Genomic DNA, 23,258 nt, shown 5'->3' with positions numbered 1-23,258 from the left:
GGATAGCTGATTCTTTTTGAATCGGCTTTTTTATGTTAGAAATAAAGTAGATAAAGGAATAATAACAACAAGCCAGAAGGAGGGGTTTGGTATTATGGAGCGTCACACCATCGGTAACTACTTTAACAAAATGAAAAGCAAAGCCTCTGTTATTCTTGATGATGATAAGCAGACGGGCGAGCTGATCACGGATGCGGAGAACAAAACCCAAACTGCACAGAACAACAGCGGATTGCGCGAGCTGGTGACCCAGGTCAAAGGTCTGATCCGGCTGGTGAAGCATTACCGTGATGGCACATATCGCGAAGTATCCAAAAAATCAATGATGCTTGTGGTTGCTGCACTGCTTTACTTTGTCAGCCCGATTGATGCGGTTCCAGACTTCTTGATAGGAATCGGATTATTGGATGATGCGGCTGTCCTCGCTTTTTTATACAAAACGATCAAGGAAGAAATCGATCATTACATGGAATGGGAAGAAAAAGAGCAAACAATAAAGCCGGCACCTTAAAACAGGTACCGGCCCTTTTTTTGTTACGCTTTTTTTGCTGTATTTTGAGCTGCAATCGTTTGGCTGTTTTGCGGTGCTGTGCGCTTCCGTACGCTGTTTGCCACAGGGTAAATCACGAACATGACCACACAGTTAATAGCGGCTGTCGGCAGAACGACGGTAAGGAACAGGGCCGAAAATGTTCCGGGCAGTCCGGCTACAAGAAGAGCCGTTCCAAGGAAAATGGACCCGCTCACGATCGTTCCGACAAGCGTGAGACTTGCAGCAGTCAGGGCATTTAGTTTAATGCGGGAAATCAACAGGAATAGTGCCAGAAATACTAGTGCACTGATTGGTTTGTCTACCAGGTTGGCAATCTGCCCTCCAGGAAACGTGGTGGTAATGGCTGTAATGACCCCTGTTGCCAGTGCGGCAACAATCACATTGGACAGAGCCGGAAACATGATAATGGTCAAAAATAGCATGGTCAGCATCATGTCAGGCCTCATGCCCAAAAATAAAGGGGGCATAACGGCATGCAGGACATACCCCAATGCTAAAAGTACAGCAGTTATTGCTAAAGATCTTGTTTTCATATCTCATCTCTCCTCAACTCAACTAGTTACTTCCTTCATAGGTGCTCTCGTGCCCTCTGCAAAGAAGTTCATCTTATTGTAACAAATCCCACAAGGATTGAACAGTCAGCAAGCCTTAATTACCGTGTTTTTCCTGAAACTCCTTCATGAATTCCTTTAATGCCCTGCAGGCTTCCAAAGGAACCGCATTGTACGCAGAAGCTCTGCATCCGCCAACAGAACGGTGGCCGGCAAGTCCGGAAAATCCTTTCTCCTGTGACTCTTTTAAAAACTGTTTGGTCAGCTCCTCATTTTGCAAAGTGAAGGTGATGTTCATCAATGACCGGCTGTCTTTTTCAGCATGGCCTGTATAAAAGCCGCCGCTTTCATCAATGGCGTCATAGATGAGCTTTGCTTTTTCCTTGTTGCGCGTCTCCAGTTCTTCCAGACCGCCCAATCCTTTTGCCCAATCCAGAACCAGCTTGAGCAGGTATATAGAAAAGGTTGGCGGTGTATTATAGAGTGAACGGCTGTTAATGTGCGTTTCATAAGATAGGATGGCCGGAATTTCTTTATTGGCCTTATCCGCCAAATCCTTTCTCATAATCACGACAGTGACACCTGCGGGCCCCAGATTCTTTTGTGCGCCGGCATAGATGATTCCGAACTTTTCTACCGGTATTCGTTTGCTCATGATATCGCTGGACATATCTGCAATCAGGAAAGGGTGCTCAAGACCGTTGAATGAAGCCCACTGTGTGCCGAAAATGGTGTTGTTGCTTGTCACGTGTACATACGTATAGTCTTCAGAAGAAAGGGAAGGGACTTGTGGAATTGAGGAATAGTTGGAGGGCTTTCCTGAAACAATTTCCTCCGCTTCCCCAATTTTTTTCGCTTCCTTTAAAGCTTTCTCTGACCATGATCCTGTGAGAATGTAACCGCACTTTTCGTTCTGTTTCATGAAATTCATGGGAATCATGGCAAACTGGTGGCTTGCACCGCCCTGAAGAAATAAAATCTCATAGTTATCAGGAATCGATAAGAGCTCTTTTAACAGGCTTTTGGCTTCTTCATGGACCGCTTCATAATGTTTTCCGCGGTGGCTGTGTTCCATGATGCTGAAGCCTGTGTCTTCAAAGTCCAAAAGTTCTTCTTTCGCTTTTTCCAGTACTTCCCGCGGCAGGGCGGCGGGACCGGCATTGAAATTATAAACTTGTTTCATGAATTGCAGTTCCTCCTCAGGTTGTCTCTGTAGTCTGTTATTAAATAAAAAACTGCCCTTAACAGGCAGTGATCGGATTGATCAGGAAAGACGGGATGCAATAGTGTTTGATAGTTCCTCAAATTGTTCTTTGGTGTAATCATGTGTTTCCCAAACAGCTCCGAAGCCATCACCCTTGCCGTAGCGGGGGATAATATGTACATGATAGTGGAATACAGATTGTCCGGCTGCTTCACCATTATTGTTTAAGACATTTAACCCGATGGGGTCAAACGCATCTTTTATGGCAGTAGCGATTTGCGGTACAGCAGAGAACAATTTTCCGGCTGTTTCAGATGGCAGTGCAAACACATCTTTGTGATGAGATTTTGGGATCACGAGGGTATGGCCTTTTGTCACCTGGCTGATATCCAAAAACGCGATTACATTCTCATCTTCATATACTTTGTAGCTGGGAATTTCACCTTTTACAATTTTGCAAAATATGCATTGATCATCATGATTCATTCCATCACCTCAAATGTTTTTTCTCATTTTAGCACAACTCGCGCGCATATGTTATTGGAACATTTAGAAATTTACATAAGAAAGAGAGCCCTACGTGTGTAGAGCCCTCTTCCTTATAGAGGTTAGAGAAGAAAGGAGAACCTGGAAACATACATTCCGATTTTTTAGCGAACACCTCATTCCAATGGATTATAAGCCTGGGTAAGCCATAATCTTTTCCAAGAGAATCATCTCCCTGAAGTTGGTTGTTCAAATCGTGATATAGTACCTGAAATCTCCCTCGAAGAAGGGGGGATGCCTTCTTCCTTTTTAGGTTTGCCAGAACTGAAGAAGTTTATCCATAAAAATTGTCTCCGTTGGAAAACAAAAAAGAAAAATAGTATGATGAAGAGGAAATCATACAGAGGTTCAGGCTGTTCTTTATAAAAAGGACAGCCTTTGTTGAAATAATATCGTAACCGTTTTACCAAACTAGAAACAAAGGTCCAAAAGAAGGGAAATGGAATATGAAAAAAATTCTTGAAGTTACCGGCTTAACAGGGGGGTATTCTCCTGACAGGCCTGTTCTGCACGATGTTTCCTTTAATGTGCATGCCAATGAAATCGTCGGGCTGATCGGTTTAAACGGCGCAGGGAAAAGTACAACGATCAAGCATGTGTTGGGCCTGATGGAGCCAAGCAGAGGAACGGCAAAAATCAACGGCAAAACCTTTCAGGAGGAACCGGAAGAATACAGGGGGCAGTTGTCATACATACCGGAAACACCCATTCTCTATGAAGAATTAACCCTGTGGGAGCATCTGGAAATGACAGCGATGGCATACGGGCTTGAAGAGCAAACGTTTTTAACGAGAGTGCGTCCGCTGCTGGCGGAATTTAATATGGAAAATAAAATTAAATGGTTTCCCGGCCACTTTTCAAAAGGAATGCGCCAGAAAGTAATGATTTTGTGTGCTTTTCTTGTAGAGCCTGAACTTTATATTGTTGATGAGCCGTTTGTCGGATTGGATCCGCTTGGCATCCATTCCTTTTTGGAGCTGATGCAAGCTTTCAAAAACAATGGGGCAGGAATCCTTATGTCCACGCATATTCTTGCGACGGCTGAACGTTATTGCGACCGGTTTATTATTCTTCACGAAGGAAAAATTGCCATGGAGGGAACCCTTCAGGAACTTAAAAACCAGCTGGGAGATCCGTCTGCCACCCTGGATGACATCTATATTCATGCAAGCAGAGGAAAGCGCCCATGATGGATTTTACAAAAATCTGGCGTGAGAGGAAGGATCAATACTTCAGTCTGGCGCTACGGTACTTCAAATTGATTGGAAACAGCGGATTCATGCTGTCCTTGTATATCCTTTTTGTGACCGGCAGTTTTTATTACGCCCAGATCCTAAAGCAGCTTCCTGCAAATTTTCCGGCAATATGGCTGCTTGTTGCCGTTTTTGCCTATTTGCTTACGAAAAGCCCCGTCCGCACTTTATTAAGGAAAGGGGACCTTGTGTTTCTGTTGCCGGTTGAATCGCGAATGAAGGAATATTTCAGGCATTCCATCCGTTATTCCATAGTGGTTCAATCATTTATTATTGTTCTGATTTTTGTGGCTTTGGGTCCGCTGTTTTCAAAATATATATCCGGCAAAGGAATGGAAATGATCATAACCATTGTCCTTTTGCTTGCTGCCAAGCTATGGAACATCAAAACATCGTGGGAGGAACAGCGGCTTCCCTACCAAAGGAACAGAAGGAATTACACATTGCTCCGTCTTGCCGTTAATGCCGTATTTCTGTATCTTTTGTTTCAAAAAGCGTATGTGTTTCTAATTGCGGTACTGGCCATTATGTATGTATTATCAAACTTTGTTTTTGGCTATATCAAGAAAGTGCACGGCTACAAGTGGGAGCATCTCCTGGAAGTGGAAAACGGCATGATGATGAAGCTGTACCGTGTAGCCAACCTGTTTACCGATGTGCCCCAGCTGTCCCAAAGGGTGCGGCCGCGGGCATGGCTGTCAACACTTTCCAACGTGTCCTACAATCACAGCCATACGTTTGATGGCTTATACCGAAAAACCTTTTTCCGGTCCAACGATTATTTCGAAATTTATATTCGGCTGATTCTTATAGGCGCCGTGTTTCTTTTCTGGATCCCACAGGGCTGGTGGCATCCCATCATCGTTCTTCTTTTCCTGCATGCTACAGGGATACAGCTTTTGCCATTGTATAAGCATCATAAGGGAAATGTCTGGTTTGAACTTTACCCGGTGAAGCAGCAATGGCGCTTTCGGGCGTTTCAGAAATGGCTGCGCCTGCTGATGCTCATTCAGGCTTTTCTTTATGCCGCTTTTCTTCTCGCTATGGGAGGGGCATGGACCATTGGAGGCGTCTCTGTCGTTCTTGCCGTTATTTTTGTCTGGTTGTTTACGGAATACTATACTAAAAAGCAGCTTTTGAGAGTAAGGTAGTACTAAACAACCTGGGAGTACAAGAAAGAGGAGAATTCATGGGCAGGTATGAAACAGAAATAGTTGCAGAACTCGACAGATGGGAACGCGAGATGAGGAAAGAGCCCTCTCTATGGGACCGCTCTTCGAAGAAACTGCAGAACCGGATCAACAGCATGCTCCCTGAAAAGGTGCATGTGATGATAACGAAAAGTATAAAAAGCATGGTTCATGGGACATTGATCGGGTCCGAATACATTTCGAAAAAGCAGCCGCTCGCTCCCCGCAGTTTAAGGGAAAGTGATGAAGCAGCTGACTCCCTCATCGTTTCTTACCGGCGGACTGCGGCGGTGGAAGGAGCGGGGACGGGAGCAGGAGGGTTTCTGCTGGGACTTGCCGATTTCCCCATCCTTTTGGGAATAAAAATGAAATTCCTGTTCGACACCGCAGGGGCGTATGGTTTTGATGTGAAGGATTACCGGGAGCGGCTTTACATTCTTTATATTTTTCAACTGGCATACTGCAGTCCATTTAAACGGAAAGAGCTTCTGGAACGGATTTTGAACTGGGAGGACACGATCGGTGATCTTCCTGCGGAGCAGCAATACTTGCAGGGGATTGACTGGCAGACATTGCAGCAGGATTACAGAGATCACATTGACCTTGTGAAGATGCTGCAAATGGTGCCCGGGTTTGGTGCTGTGGTTGGAGCTTTTGCCAATTACCGCTTTATTGATGAGCTGGGAAAAACGGCTAAGAACTGTTTTCGTCTTCGTACAGTCAACGATTTGAAACAAAAAGGCTGGCTTTAAAAAAAGCTGCTGCTCTCCCTGAGGGAGAGCAGCAGCTTTTTATTGTATTTCATGTTTTTTAGAAACGGTTATCTTTTAACAAGCGGTCCATTTCTTCTTTATGTTTGGTTTCATCTGCAATCATATCTTCAAGCTGTACAACCAATTCTGTCATGTTTAGATTGGACGCCTGTTCTTTTCGCTCTTCATATCTTCGGATGGTATCGATCTCCGCATTGCGTGCTTCTTCAAGCATCTGGCGGACATCATTTACTTGTTTTACTTCTTTTGGCATGGTGGTTGGGGTTCCGCCGAGCGTGCTGATTTTTTCAGCAAGATACAAGGCGTGTCCTTGTTCATCACCGATTTCAGATTGGAAAAACGGCTTTAACACCTGGCGGTAAATACCGGATACAGTGGCTGCATTATGGTTGTACATAATGATCGCTGAATATTCGTTGGCTAAATCTTCATTCAATCCTTCAATCAGTACTTCTAAATCTTTTTCCATTTATACATTACCTCCCAATATTCATTCAGCTATATACTTCCCTATTTAAACATGTAATAAACTACAGAAAAACGGGTTTACTTCTTTTGTCAAAAGGTAATGTAATGGGTGTAGATAATAGAATGAGGAGTGAGTAATTGATGGCTAAAATTGCAACTGTGTTGACTAACCTGTTTGAAGATGTTGAACTTACCGATCCAGCCAAAGCTTATAAGGAAGCAGGACACGAAGTAACGGTTATTGGATTTGAAAAAGGACAAACTATAAAAGGGAAACAGCAGGAAGCAACCGTAACCTCCGATGCAGGAATTGGTGAGGTCAGCCCTTCAGATTTTGATGCGCTGTTTATCCCGGGTGGATTTTCCCCGGATCAGCTGAGGGATGATGAGCGTTTTGTCAGCTTTGCCAAAGAGTTTGCTGACAGCGGAAAGCCGATTTTTGCTATCTGCCACGGCCCGCAGCTGCTCATTACAGCTGGTGTGCTGAAGGACCGCAAAGTCACAGGCTACAATTCAATTAAGGTTGATTTGAAGAACGCGGGTGCCAACTTTGTGGATGAAGAGGTTGTCGTTTGCGGCGGAAATCTCGTGACAAGTAGACAGCCAGATGATATTCCTGCATTCAACCGGGAATCACTTTCCATCCTTTCAAATTTAAATTAATAAAGGAGAAAAGGCCATGAGCAATGAAGAAAAACATATTTTGCACAAAGACGATACAGTAAACCTGAACAAAGTCGATGACACCGTTGCTCGCATCAGCGATGAGCGAAAAGATGAAATTCTGCAAAATTTTTCCGAGTTTAAATCTTACCTGCACACAAGAGTAGCACTTGGCGAAAAATTGGGACTGGATGAAGAAACATTGGCGAAAGCGGCACAAAAGGTCGCAGAACATCTTGCGCAAACAGAAGAGCCGCGCAACGCGGAAGAAAATCTTCTGAAGGAGCTTTGGAAGGTTGGAGATGAGCAGCAGAAGCATCAACTGGCACATATGCTCATTAAGCTTGTACAATAGATAAAGAAAAGAGCTGCCATTGTGAAACCCTTGGCAGCTTTTTTTCGTTTAATAAGTTATTATTTCGCATGAGGTGCTGCCATGATTAAACGTATGATGAAAAAAGTATCTTTTCCCCTTATCCCGACGCTGTTGCTGCTGGCCGGTTTTGGACTGGCTGCAGCTTGCCTTTTAATTTTTGCCGAATTATCGGAGGAAGTTTTGGAAAAGGAATCGTTTGGATTTGATCCCGTCATCATTGATGCTGTCCGTTCGTATTCCTCACCCTCGATGGACCGGATCATGCTCTTTTTTACAGAAATCGGATCGAAACTGGCACTGGGAATCCTGGTTGCCGTGGGCATGCTGTGGCTATGGATTAAACACAAAAATAGCTGGGGAATACTCTTTTTTCTCATTGCTGTTGGCGGGGGCGGCCTGCTGAATTTGATCCTGAAAGATGCTTTCCAAAGAAAAAGGCCCGACACAGATCCGATAGTTGAAGCTCTGGGCTTCAGCTTTCCTAGCGGACACGCGATGGGCAGTTTAATTTATTATGGTTTTCTGGGATATCTCGTTGTCAGGAGTAAAAGAAAGGCCGGCATCAAAACTCTCTGGGGTTTTCTTTTCGGAGCTGTGATCCTCCTGATCGGAATCAGCCGTATCTATCTTGGTGTACATTATCCTTCAGATGTAATTGCCGGGTATGCTGCCGGTCTCGTTTGGCTGCTTTTATGTGTGGCTGCTCTTGAAGTCGTTTATTTTTATAAACGTCGGAATCATCGGGACTCCGCTCAAACCGGGAAGCTGCCAACAATAACGGACAAGTAGTTCTTTAAATTTTCCAGTGTCGCCGGTGTTCTTGCATTGCGTTCTCCGTCACAGTCAATCAGTTGGTCGGGTGTGGCGGTAAGCGACAATGAATCGGTTTTATAGTAAAGGAGATCCTCATTGGCAGGAGTGGTATTCAGTAATTTGGACTGAACAGCATCCCAGATTAATTTTAACGAGGGTTCTTTTACAATCAGGATGTCAAACTTCCCGTCCTGGATGTTCGTGTCAGGAAAAAACGCTCTGATGCCCCCCGTGAACGGGCCGTTACCGACAATGAGCATAGAAGCATCTCCGTTGTAAGTGAAATCAGGGCTTTCAATTTCCAAATGAAATGATTCATAATTCTTCACCGTTTGGGCTGTGGCAAGATAGTAGGACAAACGGCCAAACCGGTCTTTTACCTGGCTGTCAATATTTGCTGATACTTGAGTGATCAAGCCGATGCCCCAAAAGTTAAGAAAGTAGTTTGTATTGCAATGGCCAACATCGAGTTTTTCAATTCTGTTCTCAAGAATTTGATCCACTGCCTTAAAAGGGTCCTGATCCATACCAATGGCCCGAGAAAAATCGTTGCATGTCCCACCTGGCAAAATGGCAAAGTCCGGTCGGTTTTCAAGCGGGCAAAGCGCGTTGACGAGTTCGTGAATGGTCCCGTCACCGCCAGCCCCGATAATCAGATCGACATCGCCGGCAATCTCAGCCAGAAATCTGCCGCCGTCTCCCTCTTCTTTTGTTCTATGGAGAATGACGTCACTGTAGCCTTGTTCTAACTTTTTGACTACCTCATCTATATTATCAACGAGCTGTTTGTTGCCTGCATACGGATTCAGTATAATCGCTGCTTTTTTCATTTGAACCCCCTCCTCATCTTCTAAAAGTATTCGCAAGGCGCGATAGATTTATCATATCTTTCCATAAAATTATTTCTCATAAGGAAAAGCCTGCACGGCTTTCGTATGCCTGCAGGCTAAGCTGTAAAATCAGATAAATGGATCTAGGAATGTACTCTGTATTGTTTTACATATGATGGTCCCGAAAACAATGTCTGCGGGAGACCGCCGCCTGTACCCCTGTCCTTGTGCGCTTCCGCGTAGGCGGAGGACTGCTGCCAATTGATAAAATCCGATTGGGACTCCCACAACGTCAGTATGATATAAGGATCGTTTTGATCGGGACGCAATACTCGGATAGCTGCAAAGCCGGGTTCCTTTTCCACGAGACCGGCTCTCTGCTGAAACCGTTGTTCAAAGAGGGCACGTCCCTCATCGGTTACCTGAATGTGATTCAGCACGGCAAACGTGCCATTTTTCAAATCTCCGCGTGAATTCAGAATTTCAAAGGAATGTCCTGCTTCAAAAGGATTATTATCGATGTTTTCCACCATTAATGCGGCATCTCCGCCGCTTTCCAGCAAAATGGCATGATCATGAGAGGCTTCCGGCAGTTGTTCCAGATAATGCTGTGTTCCGTACGTGATAAATAGCTTCATATAAAACCGCTCCTTATGTTGGGATAGAATAGATGTTAAGAAAGCTTCTAATTCATGAATTACCCGCAGAATGCAAATAATAAACGAGCACAAAGTGTAAGATTATCGTTTGCAATCGTATGTGTTTTATCCTTCTTTTCGCGTAATCTGTAATAATATAGTAAAATAAGCAATCAGTATGGCATGTTGATAGGGAAACTTTGTCATAAAGAGAGGTACATGGTGTGTTTAAAAATGGAATGCTGGGCATTGGTTTATTAATAGGAATTTTTATAGCGGGATTTATGGGCTATTTATTTATACTTATGGCCGGAGATTATGTCGTGGATGATAAGGATCTTGTTATGAGCTCCGCTTCAAAACTGGTGGATATGAAGGGTAATACAATTACGAGGATCTATTCTGAGAACCGGGAGCTCGTATCGGGGAAGGAAATACCCGATGAGGTGAAAGATGCGTTTGTCGCAGTTGAGGATACGAGATTCTATGAGCACCACGGCCTGGATTTTCGTTCGATCGCCCGTGCAATTTACCGGGATATTGCAGCCGGACATAAAGTTGAGGGAGGAAGCACGATTACTCAGCAGCTGACAAAGAACGTATTTCTTTCTCATGAGAAATCACTGCTTCGAAAAACGAAAGAAGCTGTCATTGCAATTAACCTTGAAAGAAGATACAGCAAGGATAAAATTTTGGAAATGTATCTTAACCAAATTTATTTTGGGCATGGAGCTTATGGAATTCAAGCGGCTTCCAAATTTTATTTTAATAAAGATGTGAGCGAACTGACGCTTGAAGAAGGGGCGATGCTGGCAGGGATGCCAAAGGCTCCAAGCCACTATTCTCCAATTGAGCACCGTGAGGCCAGTAAAAAAAGAAGAGACCTTGTTTTGGATCTGATGGCTAACCAGCACTTCATTACGGCGGAACAGGCGGTAAGAGCGAAGGGCAGAACGATCTCTCTTAATCTTCATAAAGAAGAGCGAAATCCCGCCCTCACCACGTATATTGATATGGTCCTTAAGGAAGCAACAGACAGGTATCATCTTTCTCGTGAGGAAATGCGCAAAGGCGGATATAAAGTGGTCGTGCCGATGCAAAAAGACACACAGAATGCTCTATATCAAACCTTCTTAAAACCCGATTATTTCGTCGGGACGGGAAATGAACGCCCCGAAGGAGCAATGGTGCTGATGGACGCGGATACGGGCGGAATTATTGCTGCCCAGGGGGGAAGAGGGTATTTGACGGAAGGCCTTAACAGGGTAAACGTCAACCGCCAGCCGGGTTCTTCCTTCAAGCCGCTTGCGGTGTATGCACCGGCACTGGAAACGAAAGCGTACAAACCGTATTCGATGCTAAAGGACGAACAGCTCAGCTACAAGGGCTATAAACCTAAAAACTATGATGGGAAATACCGCGGGAAAGTATCCATGGCCGAAGCGATCAGGGATTCCATCAACGCCCCGGCGGTATGGCTTCTTAATGAGCTTGGCATCGATCAGTCGAAGGCGGCATTGAAAAAACTTGGCATGGATATCCCGGATAAGGGCCTTGGCATAGCACTTGGCGGACTTGACCACGGGGTATCACCTTATCAAATGATGGCCGCATACCGGTCGTTTGCGAGGGACGGGAAGACGATAAAACCGTATGTGATTGCCAAAATCTATGACCGGAACGGAGAACTTGTCGGTAAGGCAAGCCATAAAGAAAAGAAAGTATTCAAAAAACAAACGGCATGGTATATGACCCGTATGCTTCAGCAAGTGGTGGAAAAAGGAACAGGGAAATCCGGTAATGCAGGGACAGAACTTGCAGGCAAAACCGGCACAACGAATTATGAGGGAGTTCCTCATGCAAACAAAGACGCCTGGTTTGTCGGATACACACCCAAAGTGGTAGGAGCCGCATGGATTGGATATGACAGAACCACAAATGAAAGCTACCTGAACACATCAAGTGAAAAAGCGACATTGCTTTTTAAAGATGTGATCTCACAGATGCCGTCCCAGCGCGCGCTGACGTTCAAGAAGCCAAAAGGCGTAAAAGAGCTTGATCCCCCGGTGGACTTAATCAGAATCAGCGACTTGAAAGCGAGCTTTGCCCTTGGCAGTTTCGGTGTGCCCGGGATCAAGCTCTCCTGGACGCCGTCTGATGACGAACGGCTCCAGTACAAGATTTATGCGATAAAAGACGGGGAATCCACCCATGTCGATACAGTCATCGGGAAGGGGTCTTACACCGTATCTGGACGATATCTGTTCTCCATGCCTAAATTCTATGTGGTCCCTTTAAATCCGCAAACCGATCAGGAGGGTGAACCATCCAATTCAGTTGAACTTGATCTGTTCCGCTAATGCATGAGTCGAATTCATGACATTTAAACCGGGACGCTATACATTTATTGTGAATTCTTTTACAATGTTTTATGGATAATGGAGCGAACGGGTTTCTGATCATCATATTTAGAGGAATTCATAACAGGTCGGGACACAAAGAAGGGAAAATGTGATTCGGGCTTTTGCTTCAAAGCAGAAAGGGTGTCGATGTTGATGATAAATGAGGAGTTTTTAAAAGCCTGTCGAAAAGAAGAAAACAGTTTTGTGCCGGTATGGTATATGCGCCAGGCAGGGCGGTCTCAGCCGGAATACCGAAAACTGAAGGAAAAATATTCGCTTTTTGACATTACTCACCGTCCTGAGCTTTGTGCCCAGGTTACAAAATTGCCCGTTGACCAGCATGGAGTCGATGCTGCCATTCTGTATAAGGACATTATGTCTCCTGTTCCCGCTCTTGGTGTAAATGTTGAAATTAAGCCCGGTGTTGGTCCTGTAATTGATGCACCTGTAAGGACAATGGAAGATGTTGCGAAGCTGGGCATAATTGAACCAGAAAAGGATGTTCCTTATGTTCTGGATACGATCCAGCTTCTCCGTAAGCAGCTGGAGGTTCCGCTGATCACATTCGCAGGGGCTCCGTTCACGATCGCAAGCTACATGATTGAAGGCGGCCCATCAAGGGATTATCATTATACAAAAGCATTCATGTATTCTGATCCGGAGGCCTGGTTCCTGCTCATGGACAAACTGGGTGACATGACGATTGCCTATGCCAAAGCACAGATTGCTTCAGGTGCACAGGCGTTTCAGATCTTCGATTCATGGGTAGGTGCTTTGAATGCAGAAGATTTCAGACACTATATCAAACCGGTGATGAACCGTATCTTTTCTGAGCTGCGCACGGAAGGAGTCCCGCTTATTCTTTATGGAACAGGGGCTCGCCATCTTCTGCAGGATTGGAATGAACTGCCCATTGATGTGATTGGGCTCGATTGGAGAACCTCACCAAGGGAAGCGAGAGAAATGGGAGTGACCAAAGCGCTTCAGGGTAATCTTGATCCTTCTGTTTTGCTTGCACCATGGAAAGTCATCGAGGAAAAAGCCAAGCAAATTCTTGACGAAGGAATGGAAGAACCTGGCTTTATCTTTAATGTAGGGAAAGGTATTTTCCCTCAGGTACAGGTGGAAACTTTGCAGCGGTTAACTGCTTTTATACACGAATACTCTTCTAAAAAATTGGGGTGACACAAATGGCAAAACGCAAAATGGGATTGCTTGTTATGGCTTATGGCACACCACGGAGCCTTGATGAAGTTGAATCCTACTATACTCACATTCGCCGCGGACGGAAGCCGTCAGAAGAACAGCTTCAGGACCTCACACACCGCTATGAGATGATCGGGGGAATATCCCCGCTTGCCAAAATCACGGAGGAACAGGCTTTGAGGCTGGAAGAGGAACTGAACCACCGCTTTAGCGATGTGGAATTTAAAAGTTATTTAGGCTTAAAGCACATTGACCCTTTCATTGAGGATGCGGTCAAGCAGATGAAGGAAGACGGAATAACGGAAGCAGTATCCATCGTTCTTGCGCCGCACTATTCCACCTTTAGTGTGAAATCCTATAATGGACGTGCCGCTGAGGTGGCAGAGAATGTTGGCATTCAGCTGACTTCGATTGACCAGTGGTATGATCATCCGAAATTTATTGACTATTGGGTAACTGAGATTAATAAGGTAATGAGCGGGATTTCATCGGACGAAAAGGAAAAAACAGTAGTTATTTTTTCAGCTCACAGCCTGCCTGAACGCATCTTGAAAATGGGAGACCCTTATCCCGACCAGTTGAAAGAAACGGCAGACCTGATCGCGGCCAAAGCGGGAATTCCTCATTACACAATCGGCTGGCAAAGTGCGGGTAATACGCCTGAGCCCTGGATCGGTCCCGATGTGCAGGATTTGACACGAGACTTATATAAGGAACAAGGATATACATCCTACGTGTATTGCCCGGTCGGCTTTGTTGCTGATCACCTCGAGGTTTTGTTTGATAATGATTATGAGTGCAAGGTCGTAACAGAAGAACTGGGCGTCAATTATTACCGCCCGGCAATGCCGAATGCCAAGGATGAATTTATTGGTGCACTTGCTGATGTTGTTTCAGAAGCTTTAACCCGAGAAGGAAAGTGATAATCATGCCCAATCGACAGCATGTAGTAATAATTGGCGGAGGGATAACGGGCCTTACTGCAGCCTTCTATCTTCAGAAAGAAAAGGAAAAGGGCCTTCCCATAACCTATACATTAATTGAAGCTTCAAGCCGGCTTGGTGGAAAGATCAAAACCATTCATCACGACGGGTTTGTGATCGAGCGGGGACCCGACTCCTATTTGGGCCGAAAGAAAAGCATGACACGTCTTATTGAGCAGGCAGGGCTTGCTGACAAGCTGGTCAACAATGAAACCGGACAGGCTTATGTGATGTCCGGCGGGACACTTCATCGTATACCCGAAGGAGCGGTTATGGGAGTGCCTACGAAAGTTGGCCCCTTTATTAAAACAAAATTGTTTTCTCCCGCTGGAAAAGCAAGAGCCGCTCTTGATCTCGTTCTTCCGAGGCGGGAAGAAGCGGACACTGACATTTCGGTGGGCCACTTTTTCAGGAGAAGGCTGGGAGATCAAGTGGTGGAGAATTTGATCGAGCCTCTGCTTTCGGGCATTTATGCCGGTGACATCGACCGGTTAAGCCTGCAATCCACGTTTCCTCAGTTTCAGGATGTTGAAAAGAAATCAAGAAGTCTTATTCTTGGTATGAAACCAAACCTTCCGCAGCCTTCGGACCGCCCGGGCACGTACGGGAAGAAAAAAGGGCAGTTCCTCACTCTGTCTTCCGGGCTTGAATCACTTGTGGAAAGAATAGAGGAAATGCTGGAACCGGAAAGCATATGGAAAAACAAAAAGGTTTCAGGAGTCGCAAGGGAAGATACCGGAAGATACCGGGTTGATTTGGAAGACGGAACCAATACGCATGCGGATGCTGTGATTTTGGCATCTCCTTATTCCGTGACCAAACAGCTGCTTCCTGAACATTTACGAGTAGACGGATTCCATGCAACTCCATCTACCTCGGTAGCAACAATAGCGATGGCTTTTCCTGCTTCTGCACTTAAAAAGGATATTAACGGAACAGGGTTTGTCATTTCAAGAAAAGAACCGACAACCATTACCGCATGTACGTGGACCCATAGAAAGTGGCCTCATACTACGCCTGAAGGAATGGTTTTATTGCGTTGTTATGTGGGCCGGTCCAACAACCAGGATATTGTTTTTGAGTCGGATGAATCGATATTGAGAGCGGTTTTGAAGGATTTGAATTCCATCATGGACATTACTGCTGATCCGGAATTCTATTATGTGTCCCGCTGGATTCAGTCCATGCCCCAATATGAAGTGAATCATAAGCAACAATGGGAAAAGCTTCAGGCTAACCTTTCGGATCATTATCCCGGTGTTTATGCGGCCGGCGCTTCCTACGAGGGAGTAGGACTGCCGGATTGTGTGGCTTCAGCTGAAAAAGCAGTTATGCATATTGTGGAAAATTTGCGGCAGGCCTATTAGCGCCTGCCGCTTTTTTTGGCAATACTTGTGCTCCTCGCTTTTAAATGGTTATTTGAGTATACTTTTAGAGGGGTTGATGGGGATCTTTGAAGGAGATTTAATAATATGAAGGACTTTTTACAGCCATTGTTTGTGAATATTGCGATTGTATTTTCACTGACGTATATTGCCAACACACTGATTCCATTTATGATCAGACGAGAGTTTACCCTTCGCATGAAAGCCATTTATGGCTTGATAGCGAGTGCATGTGCTCTGCTTTGTATGATCTATCCAATCCAGACGCTTCAGGATTCTGTTTTTGATTTACGGACCGTTCCGATTATGGTGGCGACCTTATACGGAGGATTGATCCCCGGGGCAATCTGTACCTTTTTCGTCGGTTCGGCTCGCTTGTTTATTGGCGGCAATTTTGCCATGGTTGGTGTGGGGCTGGCACTGCTCGCATTCGTTATTGCAGCGGCATACAAAGGGTTCTTCAGTGAAAATAAAAAGAAGTGGCAAGCGGGCATTGTGATTTCTTCCATCTATACTATCATCTATATGATGATTATTCATAACCGGCTAAGCTTTTTGCCGGCCGATTTTTATTGGGTTTATTTTATCTCTTTTCATATTTCTTTTTTCTCCACGATCGTATTGATTGAAAAGCTGACCACTGTAAATATGAGGCTGGAAGAAACAGTCTACCTTGATAAACTGTCGGTTGTAGGGCAAATGGCTGCCGCTATTGCCCATGAGGTGAGAAATCCTATGACAACGGTAAGGGGATTAATTCAGTTTTTGGCAAAAGATACAGAGGACAAGAAATTCAAGGAGTTTTCTCCGCTTATTTTGGAGGAATTGGACCGCACGAATAAAATCATTACGGATTATCTGACGCTGGTCAGACCTTCAGCACCCGAGCTGACTGTTCTTTCTTTGAATGAAGTGATTCATGATACGCTGGCACTGATTGCTCCCTATGGTGCTCTGCATGATGCTTCTATTCATTATAAGGAATCAGAGAGGTCCTGCCAGATTGTTGGAGATTCCCAGCATATCAAGCAGTGTTTAATCAATATTATAAAAAATGCGATCGAGGCCACCGAAGGGAAAGAAGGAGTAATCGATATCTACAAGCACTCCTCATCAAAAAATTCAGTTACGCTTGTTATTGAGGATAATGGCAAAGGGATGACAGAAGAAGAGCTTCAAACGATCGGTTTGCCATTTTACACAACAAAAACGAAAGGTACAGGTCTCGGAACCATGATTATTAACCGGCTGATCAGGGATATTGGAGGAAGGGTACAATATGAAAGCAAACCTTTAGAAGGAACGAGAGTCTTGCTCACATTGCCTGTTTCTTCTTCTTAAATGGATCTTGTACAAAGAAAAGTTACATGGTAAAGTGATTAATTGACCAGTTATAAAAAATGGTCAGTGAAAGGAAATGTGTCCATGGTTGATCGTAAACAAAATATTATAGAAGCAGCTGCCAAATCATTTACATTGTTCGGTTACAAAGCAACAACAATGGATCAGGTAGCAAAGATTGCCAATGTTGGAAAAGGCACCATTTATACCTTTTTTGAGAATAAGGAGCAGCTTTTTAAAGAAATCGTATCGGATTTGGTTCGGCAAATAAAACTTGTAGCGGTAGAGGCCATCCATGAACAACGCCCATTCCATGAAAATCTGCATGCTGCCCTGTATGGTGTGCTGGATTTCAGGAAATCCCATCAGCTTGCCATCAAAATTGCGCAGGAAGGCAGAGAAATGAACACTCCTGCTGTAAAAGAGGCAAGCAGCATGCTGGAAACCGCTGTGCTGTCATTCATCAGGCATGAGCTTGAGAAGGCAATTGAAAAAGGCGAAATCAAGGAATGCAATACAGAAATAGCATCCTACGTCATGCTGAAGATGTATGTTTCACTTGTTTTTGACTGGGAATTGGAGCACAAGCCGTTAAGCAAGGAAGAAATCGCTGATATTTTTGAAGATATCCTCATAACGGGCTTAAGAAAATAACAGTTGCAAACCAGGTAGAAATCGTGGTATTTTAGGTAATGACCAATTTTTGATTTTAGTCAGTTTTAAACAGCGATCTTTTATAAAGGTCTCTTTTTTTGGTTATAAATGACCATATGACCAAATCGGTCATTATGTATTATTTGAAAGAAATGGGTGAAAACATATGGTTTGGAAACAATTTCAATCTGTCCTGCGCAATCCGAAATTATTGATTCCAGTGGCAGCTATTTTATTTATTCCGATTCTTTATGCCGGCATATATCTATGGGCTTTCTGGGATCCGTATTCTCATACTGACCAGCTGCCGGTCGCGGTAGTAAACGAAGACAAAGGTGCCGTAATGGACGGAGAAAAGCTCCGGATCGGGGATGACCTCGTCAAAGAATTAAAGGATAATCCTGATTTTAAATGGGAGTTTGTTGGGAAACAACAAGCCGAAAGAGGACTTAAAGAAAATAAATACTATGCAGTAATTGAAGTTCCGGACAACTTTTCAAAGAAAGCCAAAACAGCTATGGATCCTCATCCGGATAAACTGCAATTAAAATATAAAACCAATTCAGGCTATAACTATCTGGCATCGCAAATTGGACAAAAAGGGGTACAGCAGCTGGAAAACAAGCTGTCCAATAAAATTTCCAAAACCTATACCGGAGTCATTTTTGATCAGATTGGCAAAATGGGAGATGGTTTTCAGAAAGCTTCGGAGGGAGCGGGAAAACTGGCACAAGGCTCTTCCAAAGCATCGGCGGGTTCGCACGACTTGGCCAAAGGCACAGGCACCCTGTCCAATAAAACAAAAGATCTTGAAAGCGGGCTTGGCGAATTGGAAGGAGGTTCTTCCCAGCTGTCATCAGGGTTGAAGGCTTCCAAGGATGGCACAGACAAGCTGTATGCAGGAATGAACCAGAAAACCTCCGATATTGCGAAGCTGAATAACGGGGCAGGGCAGCTTACCAAGGGAACGAACAGCCTTGCGGCCGGCCTGGGTGAGCTTAATGAGAAAGGCAGCCAGATTACATCCGGCCAGGAGCAATCAGCAGAGGGGGCAAAAGAACTCAAAGCGGGTGCTGATGCAGCTTATGCGGGCGCCGCAACGCTGGATGAAAAGGGAAAGGACCTTCTGGCGGGCGCGGAACGCTTAAAGACAGGCGGGGGTAAACTTTCCGAAGGTGCCTCCTCACTTAAAGGCGGTGCCGATCAAACGGCTGCTGGAGCAGAGAAGGTAAGCAATGGCCTTTCTTCTTTAAAAGCCGATTTGGAAAAGAATCCGGATATGCCGAAAGCAGAAATCATGGCAAGGGTTGCGGCTCTTGAAGCAGGAAGCCAGCAAGTGAGCCAGGGAACACAGAAAGTCGCTGCCGGAGCTCTTCCTATTAAGCAAGGAGCAGATGAGCTGGCAGCAGGAGCCGATCAGCTTGAACAAGGACAGTCTAAATTTCAGCAAGGTGTGGAATCTCTTCACGCGGGACAAAGAAAATTAGTGGATGGCCTTGATCAGCTCGCATCAGGACAGCAGAAATTGCTGGATGGCACGAAAACCTTCATGTCCAAAATTGGAGAAGCTAAAAATGGAGCGGATCAATTGGCAGCCGGTTCCGCACAAGTAACTGAAGGAACAGGCAGTCTGGCCAAAGGATGGCCCGCTCTTGTTGAGAATGTTGGCAAACTGAGTGAAGGACAATCCAAACTGGCACAAGGAAGCATTGATTTGACACAGGGTATTCAAACCGCCAAAGACGGTTCAGGGAAATTAAGCGAGGGAGCGCTCGAGCTTAATAAAGGTGCTGGAAGCCTGGCTTCCGGGGTAGATTCCATCCAGTCAGGGAATAAGGAACTCGCTGGTGAACTTCACAAAGCAGCGGATAAAGCAGAAAAAGCGAAAGCCACAGACGATGGAATCAACATGATATCCAATCCGGTCAAAACCCTTAATGCAAGCACGGTGAAGGATATGACTTATGGTACGGGTCTGGCACCTTATTTTCTATCTCTTGGTCTTTTCGTAGGCGCGCTTATGCTTACCATTGTGTTTCCGCTCATCGAACCGGCGGTTAAGCCTAAAAATGCCTTTAGCTGGTTCTTCAGCAAATATGTCTTTATGGCGGTTACAGGAATTTTACAAGCATTGATTGCGGACTTGATCTTGATCAAGGGTCTGGATTTAGACGTACAAAGCACAGGCAGGTTTATTGTATTCAGTATCATCATCAGTTTAACCTTCATGGCGATTATACAGTTTCTCGTATCATCCATGGGAAACCCGGGAAGGTTTATTGTCATTCTGATGCTGATTTTCCAATTGACCTCGAGCGGCGGTACATTCCCGACTGAAATGATTCCTTCTTCATTGCAGACGGTTCATGCCTTTATGCCGATGTCTTATTCCATCGCAGGATTAAGGGCGGTTATCACCACCGGGGATTACAGCCTGATGTGGCAAAACGCCATCATATTGGGCTACTTTATGGTACCAATGCTGGCAGCTTCCCTTCTGTTCTTCACTTTTAAGATGAAAAAGTTCAGAAATGGCGAGAACGCTGCGAATACTATTTAATATGGGGCGGTCCTTTCGTTAGTGAAGGGGCTGCTTTTTTAATTCCACCGGGTTTGCTTGCTAACTTGGTTTCTTGCTTGGGATTTAGGGAAATATACACAGGACAGAAGATATAAAGAAAGAAGGGGTGGATATATGATTACTTTTAAAAATGTGGAGAAAACATATCCTGATGGATTTCAAGCCTTGAAGAACATAGAATTACATATTGAAAAGGGTGAGCTAGTAGCCCTGATCGGACCAAGCGGCTGCGGAAAGACCACGACAATGAAAATGATGAACCGTCTGATCGAGCCAACAGGTGGAACAATCCTGATTAATGGAGAGGATATTTCAGAAAAAGATCCGGTTCAGCTTCGCAGAAACATAGGATACGTCATCCAGCAAATCGGTTTGCTTCCCCATATGACCATCGGTGAAAATATATCACTTGTGCCAAGACTGAAGGGATGGAAAAAAGAAGAGTATGAGGGAAAAGTGGATGAACTCTTAAATCTGGTGGGACTTGATCCTGATACGTTCAGAGACAGATTCCCTGCAGAGCTGAGCGGCGGACAGCAGCAAAGGATCGGAGTAATCAGGGCGCTTGCGGCCGAACCTCCGGTAATATTGATGGATGAGCCGTTCAGTGCTCTTGACCCCATCAGCAGGGAGCAGCTTCAGGACGAATTGGTCAAGCTGCAGGATACTATCCAAAAGACCATTGTTTTTGTAACCCATGATATGGATGAGGCGCTCAAGATTGCTGACCGGATTGCCATCATGAAAGAAGGAACGATTGTTCAGTTTGATACTCCCGAAAAAATTCTGCGCCATCCTGCTGATGATTTTGTTAAAGGCTTTATTGGCGAGCAGCGACTCGAGGATGCCTCCAATGATCAGCCGACAGCTGCTGATTTGATGATTGGAAAAGTAGTTACAGCCAAGCCGACAAGGGGATTGGCGGAAGCATTGAAAATGATGAAGCGATACAGGGTCGACAGCCTCCTGGTCACCAATTCCTCCAATCATTTACTCGGCATCGCAACGATCGATGCGGTGGAGCGCCATTATAACGAAGAAGATAAAACGCTCTCAGACATTATGGAGGCGGAGTTCGATTCGGTATCCGTAGAAACACCGTACACGGATGTGGCAGAGATTTTTGCCACAAAAAAATCCCCATTCATACCTGTGCTGGACGGACAAACACTGGCTGGCCTGATTACCCATTCCACGATGATGCGTGGCCTTGCAGGCTTGAAGATCATTGGAAGACAGGAAGGAGTAAAGGCCGATGAACAATAATAATTTCTTTTCGTCACTTGCAAATACATTTCAAACGCGCTGGCCGGATATTTTGGAAGGGCTGCAGCAGCATTTGTTTTTGTCACTGGTTTCTATCATTATCGCTGCGGTAATCGCGATTCCGCTAGGCATCTTTATTTCACGCAGAGAAAGAGTAGCGGAGCCGGTAATCGGGGTCACAGCGATTTTTCAGACGATCCCAAGTCTTGCGCTCTTCGGTTTTCTATTGCCTTTGTTCGGCATCGGAAGCACAACTGCGATTATTGCTCTGACGGTTTATGCACTGCTTCCCATTTTAAGAAATACATACGCCGGAATTATTGGGGTTGATCAGTCCGCTGTGGAAGCAGGACGGGGAATGGGAATGACCAAAAACCAGATTTTGAGAATGATTGAGCTTCCCCTGGCCATGCCGATTATCATGGCAGGCCTGCGTACGGCAACAGTTTTAACCATAGGAGTAGCGACCCTGGCGGCCTTTATCGGAGCAGGCGGACTGGGTGACCTTATTTACAGGGGACTTTCAACAGCAAGGAACGAATTGGTGCTTGCCGGAGCAATTCCTGCTGCCCTTCTTGCTCTTGTCATCGACTATTTACTAAAACGAATCGAGATCGCTTCCAATCCGGTCGGACGCAAAAAGTTTTCGTGGAAGAAGGCGGGGATTATTCTTATCCCGGTAGCAGCAGTGCTTTTGTTCTTTGCTCTCAGAGGGGGAACAACTGAAGATGCGATCAAAATTTCCGGCAAAAAATGGACGGAACAATATATTCTCCCGTATGTCATTGCAGAATACGTGGAAGACAAAACCGATTATAAAATGGATGTGGGAGAAGGACTCGGGGAGACAGCGATTCTGACTCAAGCGATTAAAAAGGGAGATATCGATATGTACGTGGAATACACAGGTACAGCTTTTATGGATATTTTAAAAAAGAAATATTCTCCTGACATTTCCGCGGACCAAACCTATGAGCAGGTAAAAGAAGGCTATAAAAAGAAATACAACCTGGACTGGCTGAAACCGCTTGGCTTCCAGAATACCTATGCCATTGCTGTAAGACCGCAAAAGTATAAGGAACTCGGGGTTACGACCACATCTGAACTTGCGGATAAAGCCTCTGAGGTTACGTTTGGCGCGCCGACAGAATTTTATGAGCGGCAGGATGGATACCCTAATTTCCAAAAAGCCTATAAATTTAACTTCAAAGATAAAAAAAGCCTGGATCCGAACCTGATGTATGCAGCGGTTAAGAACGGAAAAGTTGATACGATTGCTGCTTTTACCACCGATGGACGGATTCCGCGCTATAACCTGAAACTTTTAAAGGATGACAAAAAGTTCTTCCCTCCTTATTATGCAGCGCCTATTGTCCGGGAAGAAACATTGAAGAAGTACCCGAAACTTAAAAGCACAGTCAATAAGCTGGCCGGAAAAATCAGCGATAAAGAAATGGCCGAAATGAACGCAGAGGTCGATATTGATAAGAAAGAGCCAAGAGATGTCGCAAGAGACTTCCTGAAAAAGAAAAAGTTAATCAAGTAATAGAACAAAAAAACAGTCCGGCATGACTATGCCGGA

22 protein-coding genes are annotated in these 23,258 nt (G+C 44.9%); 16 read left to right on the top strand and 6 right to left on the bottom strand.

Going from position 1 to position 23,258, the window contains the following annotated elements; genetic code table 11:
• Positions 1–94 precede the first annotated feature (94 nt).
• Entirely contained in the window at positions 95–511 is a 417-nt protein-coding gene (locus tag QYB97_RS20840) for a YkvA family protein (protein ID WP_301167959.1), read from the top strand.
• Positions 512–534: 23 nt separating this feature from the next.
• Here the strand turns inward: QYB97_RS20840 and QYB97_RS20835 are convergent, their stop codons facing one another.
• The 3 genes from QYB97_RS20835 to QYB97_RS20825 all read right to left on the bottom strand — a co-directional run bounded on the left by QYB97_RS20835 (position 535) and on the right by QYB97_RS20825 (position 2,794).
• Complete coding sequence (locus QYB97_RS20835; protein ID WP_301167958.1) at positions 535–1,086, bottom strand: tryptophan transporter; 552 nt, start codon at positions 1,084–1,086, stop codon at positions 535–537.
• 115 nt (positions 1,087–1,201) lie between these two features.
• Positions 1,202–2,287, bottom strand: coding sequence for a 3-phosphoserine/phosphohydroxythreonine transaminase (gene serC / locus QYB97_RS20830; RefSeq protein WP_301167957.1), 1,086 nt, complete (start codon positions 2,285–2,287; stop codon positions 1,202–1,204).
• A gap of 81 nt (positions 2,288–2,368) precedes the next feature.
• Positions 2,369–2,794 carry an HIT family protein gene (locus tag QYB97_RS20825; protein ID WP_301167956.1) on the bottom strand — a complete coding sequence of 142 codons (426 nt, stop codon included), beginning with the start codon at positions 2,792–2,794 and terminating at the stop codon, positions 2,369–2,371.
• A 506-nt stretch (positions 2,795–3,300) separates the two neighbouring features.
• Here QYB97_RS20825 and QYB97_RS20820 point away from each other — a divergent pair.
• Genes QYB97_RS20820 through QYB97_RS20810 form a run of 3 tightly spaced genes read left to right on the top strand, consistent with a single transcriptional unit; the run spans position 3,301 to position 6,049 of the window.
• Positions 3,301–4,044, top strand: coding sequence for an ABC transporter ATP-binding protein (locus tag QYB97_RS20820; RefSeq protein WP_301167955.1), 744 nt, complete (start codon positions 3,301–3,303; stop codon positions 4,042–4,044).
• Positions 4,041–5,258 (top strand): ABC transporter permease, encoded by a 1,218-nt coding sequence (locus QYB97_RS20815; protein WP_301167954.1) that lies wholly within the window; start codon positions 4,041–4,043, stop codon positions 5,256–5,258. The genes QYB97_RS20820 and QYB97_RS20815 overlap by 4 nt, the downstream gene beginning before the upstream one ends.
• A gap of 38 nt (positions 5,259–5,296) precedes the next feature.
• On the top strand, positions 5,297–6,049 hold the full coding sequence (locus tag QYB97_RS20810; protein WP_301167953.1) for an EcsC family protein: 753 nt from the start codon (positions 5,297–5,299) through the stop codon (positions 6,047–6,049).
• Positions 6,050–6,107: 58 nt separating this feature from the next.
• On the opposite strand, the gene QYB97_RS20805 is transcribed toward QYB97_RS20810, so the two are convergent.
• Positions 6,108–6,539 carry a ferritin-like domain-containing protein gene (locus QYB97_RS20805; RefSeq protein ID WP_301167952.1) on the bottom strand — a complete coding sequence of 144 codons (432 nt, stop codon included), beginning with the start codon at positions 6,537–6,539 and terminating at the stop codon, positions 6,108–6,110.
• A 137-nt stretch (positions 6,540–6,676) separates the two neighbouring features.
• On the opposite strand from QYB97_RS20805, the gene QYB97_RS20800 reads away from it, so the two are divergent.
• From QYB97_RS20800 to QYB97_RS20790, 3 genes are all read left to right on the top strand, one after another.
• Complete coding sequence (locus QYB97_RS20800; protein WP_301167951.1) at positions 6,677–7,201, top strand: type 1 glutamine amidotransferase domain-containing protein; 525 nt, start codon at positions 6,677–6,679, stop codon at positions 7,199–7,201.
• Positions 7,202–7,217: 16 nt separating this feature from the next.
• Positions 7,218–7,556: a DUF3243 domain-containing protein gene (locus QYB97_RS20795; protein WP_301167950.1), complete on the top strand. Its 339-nt coding sequence runs from the start codon at positions 7,218–7,220 to the stop codon at positions 7,554–7,556.
• An 81-nt stretch (positions 7,557–7,637) separates the two neighbouring features.
• Entirely contained in the window at positions 7,638–8,366 is a 729-nt protein-coding gene (locus QYB97_RS20790; protein WP_301167949.1) for a phosphatase PAP2 family protein, read from the top strand.
• Here the strand turns inward: QYB97_RS20790 and QYB97_RS20785 are convergent.
• Together QYB97_RS20785 and QYB97_RS20780 are read right to left on the bottom strand one after the other, a co-directional pair.
• Positions 8,330–9,220: a diacylglycerol/lipid kinase family protein gene (locus QYB97_RS20785; protein ID WP_301167948.1), complete on the bottom strand. Its 891-nt coding sequence runs from the start codon at positions 9,218–9,220 to the stop codon at positions 8,330–8,332. The genes QYB97_RS20790 and QYB97_RS20785 overlap by 37 nt on opposite strands.
• 143 nt (positions 9,221–9,363) lie before the next feature.
• A complete protein-coding gene (locus QYB97_RS20780) occupies positions 9,364–9,858 on the bottom strand; it encodes an antibiotic biosynthesis monooxygenase family protein (RefSeq protein ID WP_301167947.1) in 495 nt (164 codons plus the stop codon).
• 224 nt (positions 9,859–10,082) lie between these two features.
• Between QYB97_RS20780 and QYB97_RS20775 the strand changes: the two genes are divergently transcribed.
• The 9 genes from QYB97_RS20775 (at position 10,083) to QYB97_RS20735 (ending at position 23,222) form a co-directional block, all read left to right on the top strand.
• Positions 10,083–12,218, top strand: coding sequence for a transglycosylase domain-containing protein (locus QYB97_RS20775; RefSeq protein ID WP_425589833.1), 2,136 nt, complete (start codon positions 10,083–10,085; stop codon positions 12,216–12,218).
• Between the two features lie 189 nt (positions 12,219–12,407).
• A complete protein-coding gene (gene hemE / locus QYB97_RS20770; protein ID WP_301167946.1) occupies positions 12,408–13,445 on the top strand; it encodes a uroporphyrinogen decarboxylase in 1,038 nt (345 codons plus the stop codon).
• Between the two features lie 5 nt (positions 13,446–13,450).
• Positions 13,451–14,389 carry a ferrochelatase gene (gene hemH, locus QYB97_RS20765; protein ID WP_301167945.1) on the top strand — a complete coding sequence of 313 codons (939 nt, stop codon included), beginning with the start codon at positions 13,451–13,453 and terminating at the stop codon, positions 14,387–14,389.
• 5 nt (positions 14,390–14,394) lie between these two features.
• Entirely contained in the window at positions 14,395–15,816 is a 1,422-nt protein-coding gene (gene hemY / locus QYB97_RS20760; protein WP_301167944.1) for a protoporphyrinogen oxidase, read from the top strand.
• A gap of 105 nt (positions 15,817–15,921) precedes the next feature.
• Positions 15,922–17,175: an ATP-binding protein gene (locus tag QYB97_RS20755; RefSeq protein ID WP_301167943.1), complete on the top strand. Its 1,254-nt coding sequence runs from the start codon at positions 15,922–15,924 to the stop codon at positions 17,173–17,175.
• Between the two features lie 84 nt (positions 17,176–17,259).
• The gene (locus QYB97_RS20750; RefSeq protein WP_301167942.1) at positions 17,260–17,829 is read left to right on the top strand and encodes a TetR/AcrR family transcriptional regulator; all 570 of its coding nucleotides are present in this window, start codon (positions 17,260–17,262) and stop codon (positions 17,827–17,829) included.
• 166 nt (positions 17,830–17,995) lie between these two features.
• Positions 17,996–20,389: a YhgE/Pip domain-containing protein gene (locus QYB97_RS20745; protein ID WP_301167941.1), complete on the top strand. Its 2,394-nt coding sequence runs from the start codon at positions 17,996–17,998 to the stop codon at positions 20,387–20,389.
• A 135-nt stretch (positions 20,390–20,524) separates the two neighbouring features.
• Entirely contained in the window at positions 20,525–21,676 is a 1,152-nt protein-coding gene (locus QYB97_RS20740; RefSeq protein ID WP_301167940.1) for an ABC transporter ATP-binding protein, read from the top strand.
• Positions 21,666–23,222, top strand: a complete 1,557-nt coding sequence (locus QYB97_RS20735; RefSeq protein ID WP_301167939.1) for a glycine betaine ABC transporter substrate-binding protein — start codon at positions 21,666–21,668, stop codon at positions 23,220–23,222. Before QYB97_RS20740 ends, QYB97_RS20735 begins: the two co-directional genes overlap by 11 nt.
• Positions 23,223–23,258 lie beyond the last annotated feature (36 nt).

The organism is Fictibacillus fluitans (assembly GCF_030418125.1).
Taxonomy (GTDB): Bacteria; Bacillota; Bacilli; order Bacillales; family Fictibacillaceae; genus Fictibacillus_C; species Fictibacillus_C fluitans.
This window is presented reverse-complemented; position numbering and strand designations above follow the sequence as displayed.